The sequence below is a fragment of the Mycobacterium paraseoulense genome (genome assembly GCF_010731655.1).
Classification (GTDB): Bacteria; Actinomycetota; Actinomycetes; order Mycobacteriales; family Mycobacteriaceae; genus Mycobacterium; species Mycobacterium paraseoulense.
The window spans coordinates 3523868-3539086 of sequence record NZ_AP022619.1; the positions used below are offsets into that span (position 1 = coordinate 3523868).

18 protein-coding genes and 1 pseudogene are annotated in these 15219 nt (G+C 68.1%); 12 read left to right on the forward strand and 7 right to left on the reverse strand.

What is annotated here, in order from left to right; all coding sequences use genetic code 11:
• The first annotated feature begins 9 nt into the window (after positions 1 to 9).
• The gene (locus G6N51_RS16370; RefSeq protein ID WP_083175779.1) at positions 10 to 465 is read left to right on the forward strand and encodes a nitroreductase family deazaflavin-dependent oxidoreductase; all 456 of its coding nucleotides are present in this window, start codon (positions 10 to 12) and stop codon (positions 463 to 465) included.
• Between the two features lie 3 nt (positions 466 to 468).
• Here the strand turns inward: G6N51_RS16370 and G6N51_RS16375 are convergent, their stop codons facing one another.
• Both G6N51_RS16375 and G6N51_RS16380 read right to left on the reverse strand, forming a co-directional pair.
• Positions 469 to 1374 (reverse strand): SDR family oxidoreductase, encoded by a 906-nt coding sequence (locus tag G6N51_RS16375; protein WP_083175777.1) that lies wholly within the window; start codon positions 1372 to 1374, stop codon positions 469 to 471.
• Between the two features lie 14 nt (positions 1375 to 1388).
• The gene (locus G6N51_RS16380; protein WP_163750726.1) at positions 1389 to 2174 is read right to left on the reverse strand and encodes an SDR family oxidoreductase; all 786 of its coding nucleotides are present in this window, start codon (positions 2172 to 2174) and stop codon (positions 1389 to 1391) included.
• Between the two features lie 59 nt (positions 2175 to 2233).
• On the opposite strand from G6N51_RS16380, the gene echA20 reads away from it, so the two are divergent.
• From echA20 to G6N51_RS16425, 9 genes are all read left to right on the forward strand, one after another.
• Entirely contained in the window at positions 2234 to 2992 is a 759-nt protein-coding gene (gene echA20 / locus G6N51_RS16385) for a (7aS)-7a-methyl-1,5-dioxo-2,3,5,6,7,7a-hexahydro-1H-indene-carboxyl-CoA hydrolase (protein WP_083175775.1), read from the forward strand.
• Positions 2989 to 3873 (forward strand): cholesterol ring-cleaving hydrolase subunit IpdA, encoded by an 885-nt coding sequence (gene ipdA, locus G6N51_RS16390; RefSeq protein WP_083175773.1) that lies wholly within the window; start codon positions 2989 to 2991, stop codon positions 3871 to 3873. Before echA20 ends, ipdA begins: the two co-directional genes overlap by 4 nt.
• Positions 3870 to 4613, forward strand: a complete 744-nt coding sequence (gene ipdB, locus G6N51_RS16395) for a cholesterol ring-cleaving hydrolase subunit IpdB (RefSeq protein WP_083175771.1) — start codon at positions 3870 to 3872, stop codon at positions 4611 to 4613. Before ipdA ends, ipdB begins: the two co-directional genes overlap by 4 nt.
• A gap of 76 nt (positions 4614 to 4689) precedes the next feature.
• Positions 4690 to 5772 carry a (3aS,4S,5R,7aS)-5-hydroxy-7a-methyl-1-oxo-octahydro-1H-indene-4-carboxyl-CoA dehydrogenase gene (gene ipdC / locus G6N51_RS16400; RefSeq protein ID WP_083175769.1) on the forward strand — a complete coding sequence of 361 codons (1083 nt, stop codon included), beginning with the start codon at positions 4690 to 4692 and terminating at the stop codon, positions 5770 to 5772.
• A gap of 42 nt (positions 5773 to 5814) precedes the next feature.
• On the forward strand, positions 5815 to 6237 hold the full coding sequence (locus tag G6N51_RS16405) for a nitroreductase family deazaflavin-dependent oxidoreductase (protein WP_083175767.1): 423 nt from the start codon (positions 5815 to 5817) through the stop codon (positions 6235 to 6237).
• Between the two features lie 71 nt (positions 6238 to 6308).
• Positions 6309 to 6956 carry a SatD family protein gene (locus tag G6N51_RS16410; RefSeq protein WP_083175765.1) on the forward strand — a complete coding sequence of 216 codons (648 nt, stop codon included), beginning with the start codon at positions 6309 to 6311 and terminating at the stop codon, positions 6954 to 6956.
• Positions 6953 to 7693, forward strand: a complete 741-nt coding sequence (locus G6N51_RS16415; protein WP_083175763.1) for a hypothetical protein — start codon at positions 6953 to 6955, stop codon at positions 7691 to 7693. Before G6N51_RS16410 ends, G6N51_RS16415 begins: the two co-directional genes overlap by 4 nt.
• A 19-nt stretch (positions 7694 to 7712) precedes the next feature.
• Positions 7713 to 8183 carry a helix-turn-helix transcriptional regulator gene (locus G6N51_RS16420; RefSeq protein ID WP_083175800.1) on the forward strand — a complete coding sequence of 157 codons (471 nt, stop codon included), beginning with the start codon at positions 7713 to 7715 and terminating at the stop codon, positions 8181 to 8183.
• Positions 8183 to 8638 (forward strand): VOC family protein, encoded by a 456-nt coding sequence (locus tag G6N51_RS16425; protein ID WP_083175761.1) that lies wholly within the window; start codon positions 8183 to 8185, stop codon positions 8636 to 8638. The genes G6N51_RS16420 and G6N51_RS16425 overlap by 1 nt, the downstream gene beginning before the upstream one ends.
• Here the strand turns inward: G6N51_RS16425 and fadA6 are convergent.
• The 5 genes and pseudogenes from fadA6 to ipdE1 all read right to left on the reverse strand — a co-directional run bounded on the left by fadA6 (position 8622) and on the right by ipdE1 (position 12441).
• A complete protein-coding gene (gene fadA6 / locus G6N51_RS16430) occupies positions 8622 to 9782 on the reverse strand; it encodes a steroid 3-ketoacyl-CoA thiolase FadA6 (RefSeq protein WP_083175759.1) in 1161 nt (386 codons plus the stop codon). The two genes, G6N51_RS16425 and fadA6, sit on opposite strands and share 17 nt — an antisense overlap.
• A pseudogene (locus tag G6N51_RS29235) lies at positions 9775 to 9852 on the reverse strand (hypothetical protein); the annotation flags it as partial. The pseudogene G6N51_RS29235 and the gene fadA6, both read right to left, overlap by 8 nt.
• Before the next feature lie 8 nt (positions 9853 to 9860).
• Positions 9861 to 10463, reverse strand: coding sequence for a TetR family transcriptional regulator KstR2 (kstR2, locus tag G6N51_RS16435; protein ID WP_083175757.1), 603 nt, complete (start codon positions 10461 to 10463; stop codon positions 9861 to 9863).
• 44 nt (positions 10464 to 10507) lie between these two features.
• The gene (ipdF, locus tag G6N51_RS16440; protein ID WP_083175755.1) at positions 10508 to 11296 is read right to left on the reverse strand and encodes a (5R,7aS)-5-hydroxy-7a-methyl-1-oxo-2,3,5,6,7,7a-hexahydro-1H-indene-carboxyl-CoA reductase; all 789 of its coding nucleotides are present in this window, start codon (positions 11294 to 11296) and stop codon (positions 10508 to 10510) included.
• Positions 11293 to 12441 (reverse strand): acyl-CoA dehydrogenase IpdE1, encoded by a 1149-nt coding sequence (ipdE1, locus tag G6N51_RS16445; RefSeq protein ID WP_083175753.1) that lies wholly within the window; start codon positions 12439 to 12441, stop codon positions 11293 to 11295. Before ipdE1 ends, ipdF begins: the two co-directional genes overlap by 4 nt.
• A 106-nt stretch (positions 12442 to 12547) precedes the next feature.
• On the opposite strand from ipdE1, the gene fadD3 reads away from it, so the two are divergent.
• Both fadD3 and G6N51_RS16455 read left to right on the forward strand, forming a co-directional pair.
• Entirely contained in the window at positions 12548 to 14083 is a 1536-nt protein-coding gene (gene fadD3, locus G6N51_RS16450) for a 3-((3aS,4S,7aS)-7a-methyl-1,5-dioxo-octahydro-1H-inden-4-yl)propanoate--CoA ligase FadD3 (protein WP_083175751.1), read from the forward strand.
• A gap of 1 nt (position 14084) precedes the next feature.
• Complete coding sequence (locus tag G6N51_RS16455) at positions 14085 to 15218, forward strand: acyl-CoA dehydrogenase family protein (RefSeq protein ID WP_083175749.1); 1134 nt, start codon at positions 14085 to 14087, stop codon at positions 15216 to 15218.
• Position 15219 lies beyond the last annotated feature (1 nt).

Sequence of the window (15219 nt, forward strand, 5' to 3'; positions counted from 1 at the left end):
AGGAGCACCATGCCGAAACCGAAGCCACGCTCGTTGAACGCACCCTGGGTCGACTTCATCATCAAATGGATGGCCAAGGGCAACGCGTGGATCTACCGACGCAGCAACGGAAAATTCGGCGGCACGTTCCAAAAGGCACCGGTTGCGCTGCTCACCACGACGGGCCGCAAGACCGGTGAACCGCGGGTGAGTCCGCTGCTCTATCTGCGCGAGGGCAACCGGGTGGTCCTGGTCGCATCGAAGGGCGGCAGCGACAAGCACCCGTTGTGGTATCTCAACCTCAAGGCCAACCCCAAAGTCTCCGTGCAGATCAAGGACGAGGTGCTGCAGCTGCAGGCGCGCGACGCCACCGCCGAGGAGCGCGCGGAGTACTGGCCGAAGTTGAACGCCATGTATCCCTCGTTCGAGGACTACCAGTCGTGGACCGATCGGCTGATCCCGATCGTGATCTGCGACCCGGCTTAGTCGTCAGGCCCCGTACACGGGGACCGGTGGGCGTGCCTTGGCAAGCAGGTCGGCGACGACCGGGCCCAATTCCGCGGGGTCCCACCTGGCGCCCTTGTCGATCTGCGGTCCGTGCGCCCAGCCCTCCGCGACGCGGATCTTGCCGCCCTCGACCTCGAACACCTTCCCGGTGACGTCACGGGATTCGGCGCTGCCCAGCCACACCACCAGCGGCGAGATGTTCTCCGGCGCCATGGCGTCGAAATCCTGGTCCTGCGTTGCCATCATCTCGGCGAAGACGGTCTCGGTCATGCGGGTGCGCGCCGACGGCGCGATGGCGTTGACCGTGACGCCGTAGCGGCCCATCTCGGCCGAGCCGACCAGCGTCATCGCCGCGATGCCGGCCTTGGCGGCGCTGTAGTTGCCCTGCCCGACGCTGCCCTGCAGGCCGGCGCCCGAACTGGTGTTGATGATCCGCGCGTCGACGGTCTTGCCCTCTTTGGACAGGCCCCGCCAGTACGACGCGGCGTGCCGCATCGTGGCGAAGTGGCCCTTGAGGTGCACGGCGATGACGGCGTCGAACTCCTCCTCGCTGGTGTTGGCCATCATCCGGTCGCGCACGATGCCCGCGTTGTTGACCAGAACGTCCAGCCCACCGAAATGGTCGACGGCGGTCTGGATCAGGGCGGCCGCCTCGTCCCAGTCGGCGACGTTGGACCCGTTGGCGACGGCTTCCCCACCGGCGGCGGTGATTTCGTCGACCACGCCCTGGGCGGCGCTGCCGCCCCCGGCCGGCGAACCGTCCAGGCCCACGCCGATGTCATTGACCACCACACGCGCGCCTTCGGCCGCGAAGGCCAGCGCGTGGGCGCGTCCGATACCGCCGCCCGCTCCGGTGACGATGACGACGCGGCCGTCAACCACTCCCATTGTTCGTGTCTCCTCTACTTGACCGCGCTGGCGGTCGTTGTGGACAGATAGTGCGGCGGCTCGCCGCCGCCGTGCACCTCGAGCGAGGCGCCACTGATGTAGGACGCCGCATCCGACGCCAAAAACGCCGCGGCCCAGCCGATATCGTCGGGCTTGGCAAGTCGGCCCAGGGGCACGTTCTTCGAGATCGCCGCGATGGACTCGGCGTCGCCGTAGAACAGCTCGGATTGTTCGGTCTCGACCATGCCGACGACGCAGGCGTTCACCCGGACCCTCGGCCCCCATTCCACCGCGAGGGTCTGCGTGAGGCTTTCCAGGCCGGCCTTGGCCGCCCCGTAGGCGCCGGTGCCGGGCGATGGCCGCCGGCCGGACAGACTGCAGATGTTGATGATCGACCCGCCGCCGCTCTGGGTCTGCATCTTCTCGTTGGCGTGTTGCGAAACCGACAGCGCCCCAATCAGGTTCAACTCGATGATCTTGCGGTTGAACTTCGCGCTGGACTCCGCGGTCAGCACGTACGGCGAACCGCCGGCGTTGTTGACCACGACGTCGAGCCTGCCGTGCTCGTCGACGATCGAGTCGACCAGCGCCTTGACGGCATCGTCGTCGCGGATGTCGCAAGAGTGAAACTCATAGGGCAGACCCTCAACGGCCCGCCGTGCGCAGGTGATGACGGTCGCGCCCTGCCCGGCGAAGACCGAGCTGATTCCGGCGCCGACTCCGCGAACCCCGCCGGTGACCAGCACCACCCGTCCGGCCAGCCCCAGGTTGATGGCGTCGGGTGCTTCGGCGCGAGTCACTGTGCTAGCGTACCAAGCAAGTGCTTGCTTAGGTAGTTACCCCACAAGGAAGTGGCACCTTGCCCATCACATCCAAAACCACCGAACCGGGCATCGTCGCGGTCACCGTCGACTTTCCCCCGGTCAACGCCATTCCGTCGCGCGGCTGGTTCGAGCTGGCCGACGTGATCACGGACGCCGGCCGCAACCCCGAGACCCATGTCGTCATCCTGCGGGCGGAGGGGCGCGGATTCAACGCCGGGGTCGACATCAAGGAGATGCAGCGCACCGAGGGATTCACCGCGCTGATCGACGCCAACCGCGGATGCTTCGCCGCCTTCCGCGCGGTCTATGAGTGCGCGGTGCCCGTCGTGGCCGCCGTCAACGGGTTCTGTGTCGGCGGCGGCATCGGTCTGGTCGGCAACTCCGACGTCATCGTGGCCTCCGAGGACGCCACCTTCGGGCTGCCCGAGGTGGAGCGCGGAGCCCTCGGCGCGGCCACCCACCTGTCGCGGCTGGTGCCGCAGCACATGATGCGGCGGCTGTTCTTCACCGCCGCCACCGTCGACGCGGCCACCCTGCACCACTTCGGTTCGGTGCACGAGGTGGTGCCGCGCGACCACCTGGACGAAGCCGCTTTGAAGGTGGCCCGCGACATCGCCGCCAAGGACACCCGGGTCATCCGCGCGGCCAAGGAAGCGCTCAACCTGATCGACGTGCAGCGGGTCAACTCGAGTTACCGCATGGAACAGGGCTTTACGTTCGAGCTCAATCTGGCCGGCGTCGCCGACGAGCACCGCGACGCGTTCGCCGGAACGGCGAAGGGCAAGGACAAGTGACCGACAAAAGGACCAGCCTGGACGCCGCCGTCGCGCAATTGCGCAGCGGCATGACGATCGGTATCGGCGGCTGGGGCTCGCGGCGCAAGCCGATGGCGTTCGTGCGCGCCATGCTGCGCACCGGCGTCAAAGATTTGACGGTGGTCACCTACGGCGGGCCCGATCTGGGTTTGCTCTGCTCGGCCGGCAAGGTCAAGCGCGTCTACTACGGCTTCGTTTCGCTGGACTCCCCGCCCTTCTACGACCCCTGGTTCGCCAAGGCCCGCACCAGCGGAGCGATCGAGGCCAGGGAGATGGACGAGGGCATGCTGCGGTGCGGCCTGCAGGCCGCCGCGCAACGCCTGCCGTTCCTGCCGATTCGGGCCGGTTTGGGCAGTTCGGTCCCCGACTTCTGGGAGGGCGAACTGCGGACCGTGACCAGCCCGTACCCCGCACCGGAGGGCGGGCATGAGACGCTGATCGCCATGCCGGCGCTGCGCTTGGACGCGGCCTTCGTGCACCTCAATCTCGGCGACAGCCGCGGCAATGCGGCCTACACCGGCATCGATCCCTACTTCGACGATCTGTTCCTGATGGCCGCCGACAAGCGTTTCCTGTCGGTAGAGCGCGTCGTCTCCACCGAGGAGCTGGTGAAGGCCGTTCCCCCGCAGGCCCTGCTGGTGAACCGGATGATGGTCGACTCCGTGGTGGAGGCGCCGGGTGGCGCCCACTTCACCACCGCCGCACCGGATTACGGTCGCGACGAGAAATTCCAGCGGCATTACGCCGAGGCCGCATCGACCGACGAGGGCTGGCAGACGTTCGTCCAGACCTACCTGTCGGGCAGCGAAGACGACTATCAGGCGGCGGTCCGCGCGTTCGCAGAGGAGGCGGCCAAGTGAGCACCACCCGCGCCGAGGTGTGCGCAGTCGCGTGTGCCGAATTGTTCGCCGGAGCGGGCGAAATCATGGTCAGCCCGATGACGAACATGGCATCGGTCGGCGCGCGGCTGGCGCGGTTGACCTTTTCACCCGACATTCTGCTGACCGACGGCGAGGCGCAACTGCTGGCGGACACCCCGGCCCTGGGCAAGCCCGGACTTGTGGAGGGCTGGATGCCGTTCGGGCGGGTGTTCGAGACGCTGGCCTGGGGCCGGCGGCATGTGGTGATGGGCGCCAATCAGGTTGACCGCTTTGGCAATCAGAACATCTCGGCGTTCGGCCCGCTGCAACACCCGACCAGACAGATGTTCGGCCTGCGGGGCGCGCCGGGCAACGCGATCAACCACGCGACCAGCTACTGGGTCGGCAACCACTCCAAGCGGGTGTTCTGCGAGGCGGTCGACGTGGTCTGCGGCATCGGCTGGGACAAGGTGGACCCTAAGAATCCGGCGTTCCGCTTCGCCAACACCTACCGGGTCGTGTCCAACCTCGGGGTGTTCGACTTCGGCGGACCGGACCACACCATGCGCGCGGTGTCCCTGCATCCCGGGGTATCCCCCGACGATGTCCGCGAGGCCACCTCGTTCGAGGTGCACGGGGTGGACGAGGCCGGCGAGACCAGGCTGCCGACCGACGAGGAGCTCCGCCTGATCCGCGAGGTCATCGACCCGAAGTCGCTGCGCGACAGAGAGATACGTTGATGATTGTTCCGCCTCCTGCCCATCGCTTCGTCCCCCGCAAGCGGGTGGTACCCCCTCTGCATCGTCGGCGGTCGGTATGAAGCTGCGCACGCCGCTGACCGAGCTGGTCGGTGTCGAGCACCCGGTGGTCCAGACCGGGATGGGCTGGGTGGCCGGCGCGCGGCTGGTGGCCGCTACCGCCAACGCGGGCGGGCTGGGCATCCTGGCGTCGGCCACCATGACGCTGGACGAGTTGGCGACGGCCATCGGTAAGGTCAAGGCCGCAACCGACAAGCCGTTCGGGGTGAACATCCGCGCCGACGCCGCCGACGCCGGCGACCGCGTCGACCTGATGATCCGCGAGGGCGTGAAGGTGGCGTCGTTCGCCCTGGCGCCCAAGCAGGAGTTGATCGCCCGGCTGAAAGAGGCCGGCGCGGTGGTGATCCCGTCGATCGGCGCGGCCAAGCACGCGCGCAAGGTCGCGGCCTGGGGCGCCGACGCGATGATCGTGCAGGGCGGTGAGGGCGGCGGGCACACCGGGCCCGTCGCCACCACGCTGCTGCTGCCGTCGGTGCTGGACGCCGTGCAGGGCACCGGCATTCCGGTGATCGCGGCCGGGGGATTCTTCGACGGGCGCGGGCTGGCGGCCGCGCTGAGCTACGGCGCCGCGGGCGTGGCGATGGGCACTCGCTTCCTGTTGACCTCCGATTCGACCGTCCCCGAGGCGGTCAAGCGGCGCTACCTGGACGCGGCGCTGGACGGCACCGTGGTCACCACGCGCGTGGACGGCATGCCGCACCGCGTCCTGCGCACCGGCCTGGTCGAAAGGCTGGAAAGCGGTTCGCCGGTAAGGGGTCTCACCGCGGCCGTGCGTAACGCGGCGAAGTTCAAACACATGTCGCAGATGACCTGGCGGTCGATGATCCGCGACGGCCTGGCGATGCGCCACGGCAAGGAGCTGACCTGGTCACAAGTGGTGATGGCGGCCAACACTCCCATGCTGTTGAAGGCGGGGCTGGTCGAGGGCAACACCGAGGCCGGGGTGCTCGCATCCGGCCAGGTCGCCGGCATCCTCGAGGACCTGCCGTCGTGCGCCGAGCTGATCGACTCGATCGTGCGCGACGCGATCGCGCACCTGAAGGCCGCGGCGGCGCTCGTGCAACCGTCAGCAGCGGACTAAGGACTCTGGCCGTGGCCCGCGGCGCGGCGCCATCCTGGATCAATGATGTCGCTGGCACCGGAAACCTGGCCCACGCCGCTTTTGAACGCGATTCGCACGTCCAACAGGTACCTCCTCAACCCGCTCATGCTGCGGCTGGCCGGCCGCAAGAACTGGTATGCGGCGGCGATCGAGCACACCGGACGCCGGTCGGGCAAGGTGTACGCCACACCGGTCGTCGCCGAACGCATCGATGGCGGCTTCGTCATACCGTTGCCCTACGGCACCGCGGTGGATTGGTTGCAGAATGTTCGCGCGGCGGGGCGAGCGACGATCTCGTCGCGGGGCGAGAAATACCAGGTCGTGCGGCCCGAGATCATCGACGCTGGGGAGGCCCTGCCCTTGCTGTCGCCGCGCCGCCGACGCACCTTCGAACGGGTCGGCATAGAGGGTTATCTGAGGGTCAAAGACCGGCCGTCGACTTGAGCGGCGTCTCGACCACCGAGCCTGGTTAAGCTTTCCGCTAAATATGTGATAAATGAAGCTATAGTCTTTATATGTCTAAGGTGAAGGCTGAGCCTTCAATCCGCGCAACGCTGATCGGCGATGTGGTGGGGTCCCGGCGTGCCGGGGACCGGCCCGCCCTGCATCGGCGCGTGGCCGACGCCCTCGGCCAGGTCGCGAACGGCGCGATCGACCCGCCATCCTTCACCGTGGGGGACGAGTTTCAGGGCAGCTACCCCACTCTCGGTGGTGCGATCGACGCGGCGTTGACCGTGCGCCTGTTACTTGTGCCCGATGTCGATGTCCGCTTCGGGCTTGGGTGGGGCGCGGTGACCGTCCTGGACGCCGACGCCGGCATCCAGGACGGTCCGGGGTGGTGGACCGCCCGGGAGGCCATCCAGCAGACGGCGAAGGCCCAGCGGCAGCCCGGCTTGGCGCTGGTGCGCACGACGTTTCGGGCCGCCGCAGAGACGCGCACCGACATCGCCGCGGTCAACGCGGCGCTGATTTGTCGGGACCATCTGCTTGGATCGCTCGATGAGAGGTCGTTGCGGATTGTGAGGGGATTGATGACCGGCCGCACCAAAAGGGAGCTCGCCGCTGCCGAGGGCATCAGCCCGTCGGCGGTCTCGCAGCGCGCGAGCCGCGACGGTTTGGATCTGATTGTCCTTGCCAGTCAATACCTTCGGGGCCTGCCGTGAGCGCCGTCGCCGTCCTGCTTACGGCTCTCGGCATCGCCGACCTGTGTCGCCGAGCGATCCGGGCGGTGTGGGTGCCGCTTGCGGTCGGGCCGGTTGTGGTGGCGGCGTTCTTGGCGCTGGGCGCGCTGTGGCATGCCGGCGACATCCCGCTGCTCGTGCTGGCTGCCGCGTCGGTCGTCGCATGGGAATGGCTCTGCGCGCGCAGCGAACGCAGCGGCGGCCACCAGGCCGCGCCGCTCGCGGTGTTCGCTGCGACGCTGGCCCTCTTGACGTTGCTGTCCGGCTGGACGTCGACGGTCGGCGGCGTCATCGGGCGGTGGTCGGCGTGGGTGCAGCTGCCGCTCAGCCACGTGACGCCCACGCGGCTGCTGATGATCCTCGGCGTGGTGCTGGTGCAGTTCGCGACCGCGAATCAGCTTGTGCGCCTGGTGCTCGGTTCGGTGGGAGCGGTGCGCCCGGCCGGTGAGCCGCAGCCGTCGGACCGGCTCAAGGGCGGCCGACTGCTGGGCCCCATGGAACGCCTGCTGATCCTGAGCCTGGGCGTCGGCGGCCAGGTGGCCGCCGCCAGCGCCGTCGTCGCCGCCAAGGGCATCATCCGCTTTCCCGAGTTGAGCGCCCAGAAGGGCCGCAACGGTGAGGTCGGCATCGACGAGGTGACCGAGTACTTCTTGGTCGGCAGCTTCACGAGTTGGCTGCTGGCCCTCGGCGGGATCGGCCTGGTGCTGGCGACCCGGTGATGACGGGCAGACTGTGGGGGTGGCAGCCGCACCGGTAGCCCGGCACCTGCTTCGGGCCAAAGACCTCGTCGACGCGCGTTACTACGAGTCTCTGTCCGTCGCCGACCTGGCCGCGGCCGCAGGCCTTTCACCCGCTCACTTCAGTCGGCGCTTCAGGCAGACGTTCGGCGAGTCGCCGCACCAGTACGTGCTGACGCGGCGGCTCGAACGAGCCGCCGCATTGCTGCGCACGACCGACTGGACGGTGGCCGCCGTTTGCATCGCCGTGGGTTGGGAAAGCGTCGGCTCGTTCACGACGAGCTTTCGCCGCATGTTCGGCGTGACGCCACAGGGCTATCGGGCTACCTTTCCGCCCGCCGAGCGCCACGTACGAATTCCGCGCTGTGTCGCGCTGGCCTACGGGCGGCCGCAAAACCGCACGTTTCGAGAAGACGGCGGACCTGCGAAATCCGTAGCGTCGACGCGAGACAACGGGAGTGAGGAGAACTGATGATCACGATTGCAAACGCTCAGTTCTGGGTGCATGACCAAGACGCGGCGCTGGCGTTCTACACCAAGACCCTGGGCTGGGAGGTCCGGGCGGACGTGACGATGGAAGCGTGGCACTTCCGCTGGCTGTGCGTCGGTCCCGTCGGGCAGGACGGCGTCGGGCTGGTTCTCATGCCCGTTCCAGGGGCGCCGATGCTCGACGCCGCGGCCAGCGCGCAACTGGCAGAGCTGGTGGCCAAGGGAGCCGGTGGCACCTTGTTCCTGGAGACCGACGACTGCCAAGCCGCCTACGACGAATTATCCGCTCGCGGAGTCGAATTCAATGATCCTCCCACCGCGCAGGCGTACGGTATCGACACTTCCTTCCGCGACCCGTCCGGCAACAACATTCGACTCACCCAAGTACTCGAGTTCGATCCGGCACGCGGCCCCGCAGGACCTACAACCGCTCGATAATGGTGACGTTGGCGGTGCCGCCGCCCTCACACATCGTCTGCAGGCCATAGCGGCCGCCGATGCGCTCGAGATTGTTGAGCATGGTGGCGAACAGCTTGGCGCCGGTGGCCCCGAGCGGGTGACCGAGGGCGATCGCGCCACCGTTGGGGTTGACCTTTTCCGGATCGGCCTTGATCTCCTTGAGCCACGCCATCACCACCGGCGCGAACGCCTCGTTGATCTCGACGGTGTCGATGTCGTCGATGGACAGCCCGGTCTTGTCGAAGGCGTGGCGGGTGGCGGGGATGGGCCCGGTCAGCATGAACACCGGGTCGGCGGCGCGGGCACTGATGTGGTGGATGCGGGCCCGCGGGGTCAGGTTGTGGTCCTTGACCGCCTGCTCCGAAGCCAACAGCACCGCGCTGGCGCCGTCCGAGATCTGGCTGGCCATCGCCGCCGTCAACCGGCCGCCCTCGACGAGCGTCTTCAGGCCGGCCATCTTCTCCAGCGACGACTCACGCGGACCCTCGTCGACCCGGAATGGCCCCGATTCCGTTTCGACGGTGATGATCTCGTTGTCGAAGTGACCGCCGCGGATCGCGGCGAACGCCCGCTCGTGGCTGGTCAGCGCGTACTGCTCCATCTCCTCGCGCGACAGGTTCCACTTCTCGGCAATCAGCTCGGAGCCGCGGAACTGAGAGATCTCCTGGTCGCCGTAGCGGTGCAGCCACTGCTTGGACTCGTTGGTCGGCGAGGTGAACCCGAACTGTTCGCCGACGGTCATCGCGGACGAGATCGGGATCTGGCTCATGTTCTGCACGCCGCCGGCCACGATGAGGTCGGCTGTTCCGGCCATGATCGCCTGCGCGCCAAAGGAAATCGCCTGCTGGCTGGAACCGCACTGGCGGTCCACGGTGACGCCGGGAACCTCTTCGGGGTAGCCCGCGGCCAGCCACGAGAGCCGGGCGATGTTGCCCGCCTGCGCACCGATGGCGTCGACGCAGCCGGCGATCACGTCGTCGACGGCGGCGGGGTCGACGTCGACCCGGTCGAGCAGTCCGCGCCACCCGAGGGCACCGAGGTCCACGGGGTGCACCCCGGCCAGCGATCCGTTCCGCTTGCCGACCGCGGTACGCACAGCGTCAATGACGTACGCCTCAGCCATGGTGTCGCTCCTCCTCATCGCTTCGTCCCCCGCAAGCGGGTGGTACCCCCACCGCATCGTCTCCGACACGAGCCATCTTCAGACTCCTTCTTTGGTAATCCCACCAAGGACGATGGCGAGATATTGCTGACCCACCTGCTGAGCCGTCAGGGGCCCGCCGGGTTGATACCAGCGCACCGACACCCAGGTGGTGTCACGAATGAAACGGTAGACGAGGTCGACGTTGAGGTCGGGCTGGAAGTAGCCCTCGTCGATGCCCTGGTTGATCACCTCGACCCACATCTTGCGCTGCTGGCGGTTCATGTCCTCGATGTAGGCGAACCGGGGCTGCGCCAGCAACCGTTGGGCTTCGTCCTGATAGATGACGACCTGCGCGTGCCGGTGCTCGATCGCCTCGAACGACGCCATGAACAGTCCCTTGAGCCGCTCCAGCGGGTTGGCCTCGCTGTCGACGATCTCGCGGTAGCGGGCGAACAGCCAGTCCAGAAAGCTGCGCAGCAGCTCGTCGACCATCTCCTCCTTGGAGGAGAAGTGGTGATAAAGGCTCCCGGACAGGATGCCCGCGCTGTCGGCGATGTCGCGCACGGTGGTGGCGCGCAGGCCGCGCTCGGCGAACATGGTCGCGGCGAGTTCCAGTAACTCGTCGCGGCGGCTGTTCGCCTGACCGGCCACTCGGTCCATCCGATCAGAGTATCAACCAAGCGCTTGCTTGGCCAGTTCGCCGCTCAGGGATGCTGGCTGGAGACCGAGATGACCTCGCCCGTCAGATAGCTGGAGTAGTCGCTGGCCAGGAACGCGATGGTGGCCGCCACCTCCCACGGCTCGGCCGCCCGCCCGAACGCTTCGCCGGCCGACAACCGGTCGAGCAGGTCGGCGGAGGTCGTCTTGTCCAGGAACTTGTGGCGCGCGATGCTCGGGGACACCGCGTTGATCCGCACCCCGTACTCGACGGCTTCGATTGCGCTGCAACGGGTTAACGCCATCACCCCCGCTTTGGCCGCCGCATAGTGCGACTGCGAGTGCTGGGCGCGCCAGCCCAGCACGCTGGCGTTGTTGACGATGACGCCGCCGTGGTCCGCCTCACGGAAGTAGCCCAGCGCCGCCCGGGTGGCCCGGAACACCGACGACAGCGTCACGTCCAGGACGCGGTCCCACTCGTCGTCGGTCATGTCGACCACCGGCGTCTGACCGCCCAGCCCGGCATTGTTGACCAGCACGTCGAGCCGGCCCATCCGGGCGGTCGTCGACGCGATCAGCGCGTCGACCTGCGCCGTGGACGTCACGTCGCACAGCACGCTCTCGACCCGACCCAGGCCCAGCGCGGACAGTTCGTCGGCGGTCTGCCCCAGCCGCCGTTCGTGGTGGTCGGACACCACCACGTCGGCGCCCTCCACCAAGGCCCTTCGCGCCGTCGCCGATCCGATGCCGGTGCCGGCCGCCGCGGTCACGACAACCACCTTGCCCTGCAGAAGCCCGTGCCCGGCAACCTCTTTCGGAGCTTCGGACAGGCTCATCCCTTTACCTCCCGGGGCAGGCCGAGCACCCGCTCGGCGATGATGTTGCGCTGGATCTCATTCGAGCCGCCGTAGATGGTGTCGGCGCGGGTGAACAGAAACAGCCGCTGCCATTCGTCGAACTCGCCGTCCGAAAGGGTGAGGCCCGGCTTGCCGATCACATCCATCGCCAGCTCTCCCAGACCGCGATGCCAGTTGGCCCACAACAACTTCGACACGTTGTCCTGGCCGGGCTGCTCGACATCCATGGTGGCCAGCGCATACGAACGCATCGCCCGAAGCCCCGTCCACGCCCGCGTCAGCCGCTCCCGGATGAAGGGGTCTTCGGCGGCACCGTTGCGGCGCGCGAGCTCCGCCAGGTTGGAAAGCTCACGGGCGTAACGGATTTGCTGCCCGAGTGTCGAAACCCCACGCTCGAAGGTCAGCGTGCCCATCGCGACGCGCCATCCGTCACCGGGCTGCCCGACCACCAGGCCGGCCTCGGTGCGGGCGTCGTCGAAGAACACCTCGTTGAACTCCGCGGTGCCGGTGATCTGGACGATCGGCCGGACCTGCACACCCGGCTGGTCCAGCGGCACCAGCAGGTAGGACAGCCCGGCATGGCGCTTGGAGCCCTTCTCGGTGCGCGCGACCACGAAGCACCACTGCGACAGGTGCGCCAGCGACGTCCACACCTTCTGGCCGTTGATCACCCACTGGTCGCCGTCGAGTTCGGCGGTGGTGGACACGTTGGCCAGATCGCTGCCGGCGCCGGGCTCGGAGTAGCCCTGGCACCACAGCTCGGTGACGTCGAGGATTTTCGGCAGGAAGCGCTGCTGCTGCTCGGGCGTCCCGAACGCGATCAGCGTCGGGCCGAGCAGCTCCTCGCCGAAGTGGTTGACCTTGTCGGGGGCGTCGGCGCGCGCGTACTCCTCGTAGAACGCCACCCGGTGCGCGGTCGACAGCCCGCGGCCGCCGTGCTCGACGGGCCAGCCCAGGCAGGTGAGACCGGCCTTGGCGAGGTGCTGATTCCACGCCCGGCGCTCTTCGAAGGCCTCGTGCTCGCGTCCCGGTCCGCCGAGGCCCTTGAGAGCTGCGAATTCGCCGACCAGATTGTCGGCGAGCCAACCGCGGACCTCCGCCCGGAACTCCTCGACGTCCTGCATGCCCTGTAGGCTAACCTACCAAGCACTTGCTTTGTCGGCTCGGTGACGATGCGCGCCGCGCAGCGGCGCGAGGAGGAGCCGAGCAATCCAGGTAGGAGCAGTCTCGATGACCGGCGATGTCCGCACCATTCCCGCGGCGCTGGACCGTTTGGCGAGTCAGTTCCCGGACCACGACGCGCTGATCACCGACGAGCGGACGTTCACGGCGGCCGGACTGCGTGACGAGGTCCGCCGGGCGGCCGCCGCGCTGATCGCGCTGGGCGTCGAGCCCGGTGACCGCGTGGCCATCTGGTCGCCGAATACCTGGCACTGGGTGGTGGCCTGCCTGGCGATCCACCACGCCGGCGCGGCCATGGTGCCCCTGAACACCCGCTATACCGCCGAAGAAGCCGGCGACATCCTGGCCCGCACCCGTGCGCCCGTGCTGTTCGGGATGGGCCGATTCCTCGGCCATGATCGCGTCGCCGACCTCGATCGCGGCGCCCTGCCCGCGCTGCGGCACGTCATCCGAATCCCGATCGAGTCGCGCGACGGAACCTGGGACGACTTCGTCGGCCACGGCACCGACGTGGACGCGGTCGCCGCCCGCGCCGCCGCCGTCACACCCGACGATGTGAGCGACATCCTGTTCACCTCGGGTACCACCGGCCGCAGCAAGGGTGTGCTCTGCGCGCACCGGCAGTCGTTGTCGGCGTCGGCGTCGTGGGCCGCCAACGGCAAGATCACCGGCGACGACCGCTACCTGTGCATCAACCCGTTCTTCCACAACTTCGGTTACAAGGCCGGCATCCTGGCCTGCCTGCAGACCGGCGCGACGCTGATCCCGCACCTGACCTTCGACCCGCTGCGCGCGCTGCAGGCGATCGAGCGGCACCGCATCACCGTGTTGCCCGGGCCGCCCACCATCTACCAGACGCTGCTGGACCACCCGCAGCGCCGAGACTACGACCTGAGCTCGCTGCGGTTCGCGGTGACGGGGGCGGCCACCGTGCCCGTGGTGTTGGTCGAGCGCATGCAATCCGAGCTCGACATCGACATCGTGCTGACCGCCTACGGGCTGACCGAGGCCAACGGCATGGGCACCATGTGCCGGGCCGACGATGACGCGGTCACCGTCGCGACCACCTGCGGGCGGCCGTTCGCCGATTTCGAATTGCGCATCGACGCAAGCACTCCCGGCGGGGAGGGTGAGGTGTTGCTGCGCGGGCCGAACGTGATGCTGGGTTATCTCGACGATCCGGAGGCCACCACGGCGGCGATCGACGCGGACGGCTGGCTGCACACCGGTGATATCGGCGCCGTCGACGCGGCCGGCAACCTGCGCATCACCGACCGGCTCAAGGACATGTACATCTGCGGCGGATTCAACGTCTACCCCGCGGAGGTCGAGCAGGTGCTGGCCCGGATGCCGGGGATTGCCGACGCCGCGGTGATCGGAGTCCCCGACGAGCGCCTCGGTGAGGTAGGCCGGGCGTTCGTCGTGACCCGGCCCGGCGCCGACGTCGACGAGCAATCCGTGATCGCCTACACCCGTGAACATCTGGCGAACTTCAAGGCGCCGCGGTCGGTGCGGTTCGTCGACGCGTTGCCGCGCAATCCGGGCGGCAAGGTGGTCAAACCACAACTGCGAGAGTGGACCTGAATTGGATCTGGAACTAGACGAAGAGACCCTGACGTTGCAGGCCGAGGTGCGGGACTTCCTGTCGGCCAACGCCGAGTCGATCCCGACGAAGTCCTACGACAACGCCGAAGGCTTCGCCCAGCACCGGCATTGGGACCGGGTGCTGTTCGACGCCGGGCTGTCGGTCATCACCTGGCCCAAGAAGTACGGCGGCCGCGACGCACCGCTGCTGCACTGGGTGGTGTTCGAGGAGGAATACTTCCGCGCGGGCGCCCCCGGCCGCGCCAGCGCCAACGGCACCTCGATGCTCGCCCCGACGCTCTTCGCGCACGGCACCGAAGAGCAGCTGGACCGCATCCTGCCGAAAATGGCCAGTGGCGAACAAATCTGGGCGCAGGCATGGTCGGAACCGGAATCCGGCAGCGATCTGGCCTCGCTGCGGTCCACCGCCACCAGGACCGACGGCGGCTGGCTGCTCAACGGGCAGAAGATCTGGAGTTCGCGCGCCCCGTTCGCCGAAATGGGCTTCGGATTGTTCCGGTCGGACCCGGAAGCCGAGCGGCACCACGGCCTGACCTACTTCATGTTCGACCTGAGGGCCGAGGGCGTCACCGTGCGACCCATCGTCCAGCTCGGCGGCGACACCGGCTTCGGCGAGATCTTCCTCGACGACGTGTTCGTCCCCGACCACGACGTGATCGGCACGCCGAACGAGGGCTGGCGGGCGGCCATGAGCACATCGAGCAACGAGCGCGGCATGTCGCTGCGCAGCCCGGCCCGCTTCCTCGCGGCGGCGGAACGGTTGGTGGAACTGTGGAAGGACCGCGGCTCCCCCGCCGCATCCGCCGACCGGGTCGCCGACGCGTGGATCAAGGCGCAGGCCTACCGACTGCAGACGTTCGGCACGGTGACCAGGCTTGCGGCCGGCGGTGAACTGGGCGCCGAATCGTCGGTGACCAAGGTGTTCTGGTCGGACCTCGACGTGGCGATACATCAGACGGCACTCGACATCCTCGGGGCCGACGGGGAGCTGGTCGGCGAGTGGACCGACGGGCTCCTGTTCGCGCTGGGCGGCCCGATCTACGCCGGCACCAACGAAATTCAGCGCAACATCATCTCCGAACGGCTGTTGGGCCTGCCCCGAGAGAAGAAGTGAC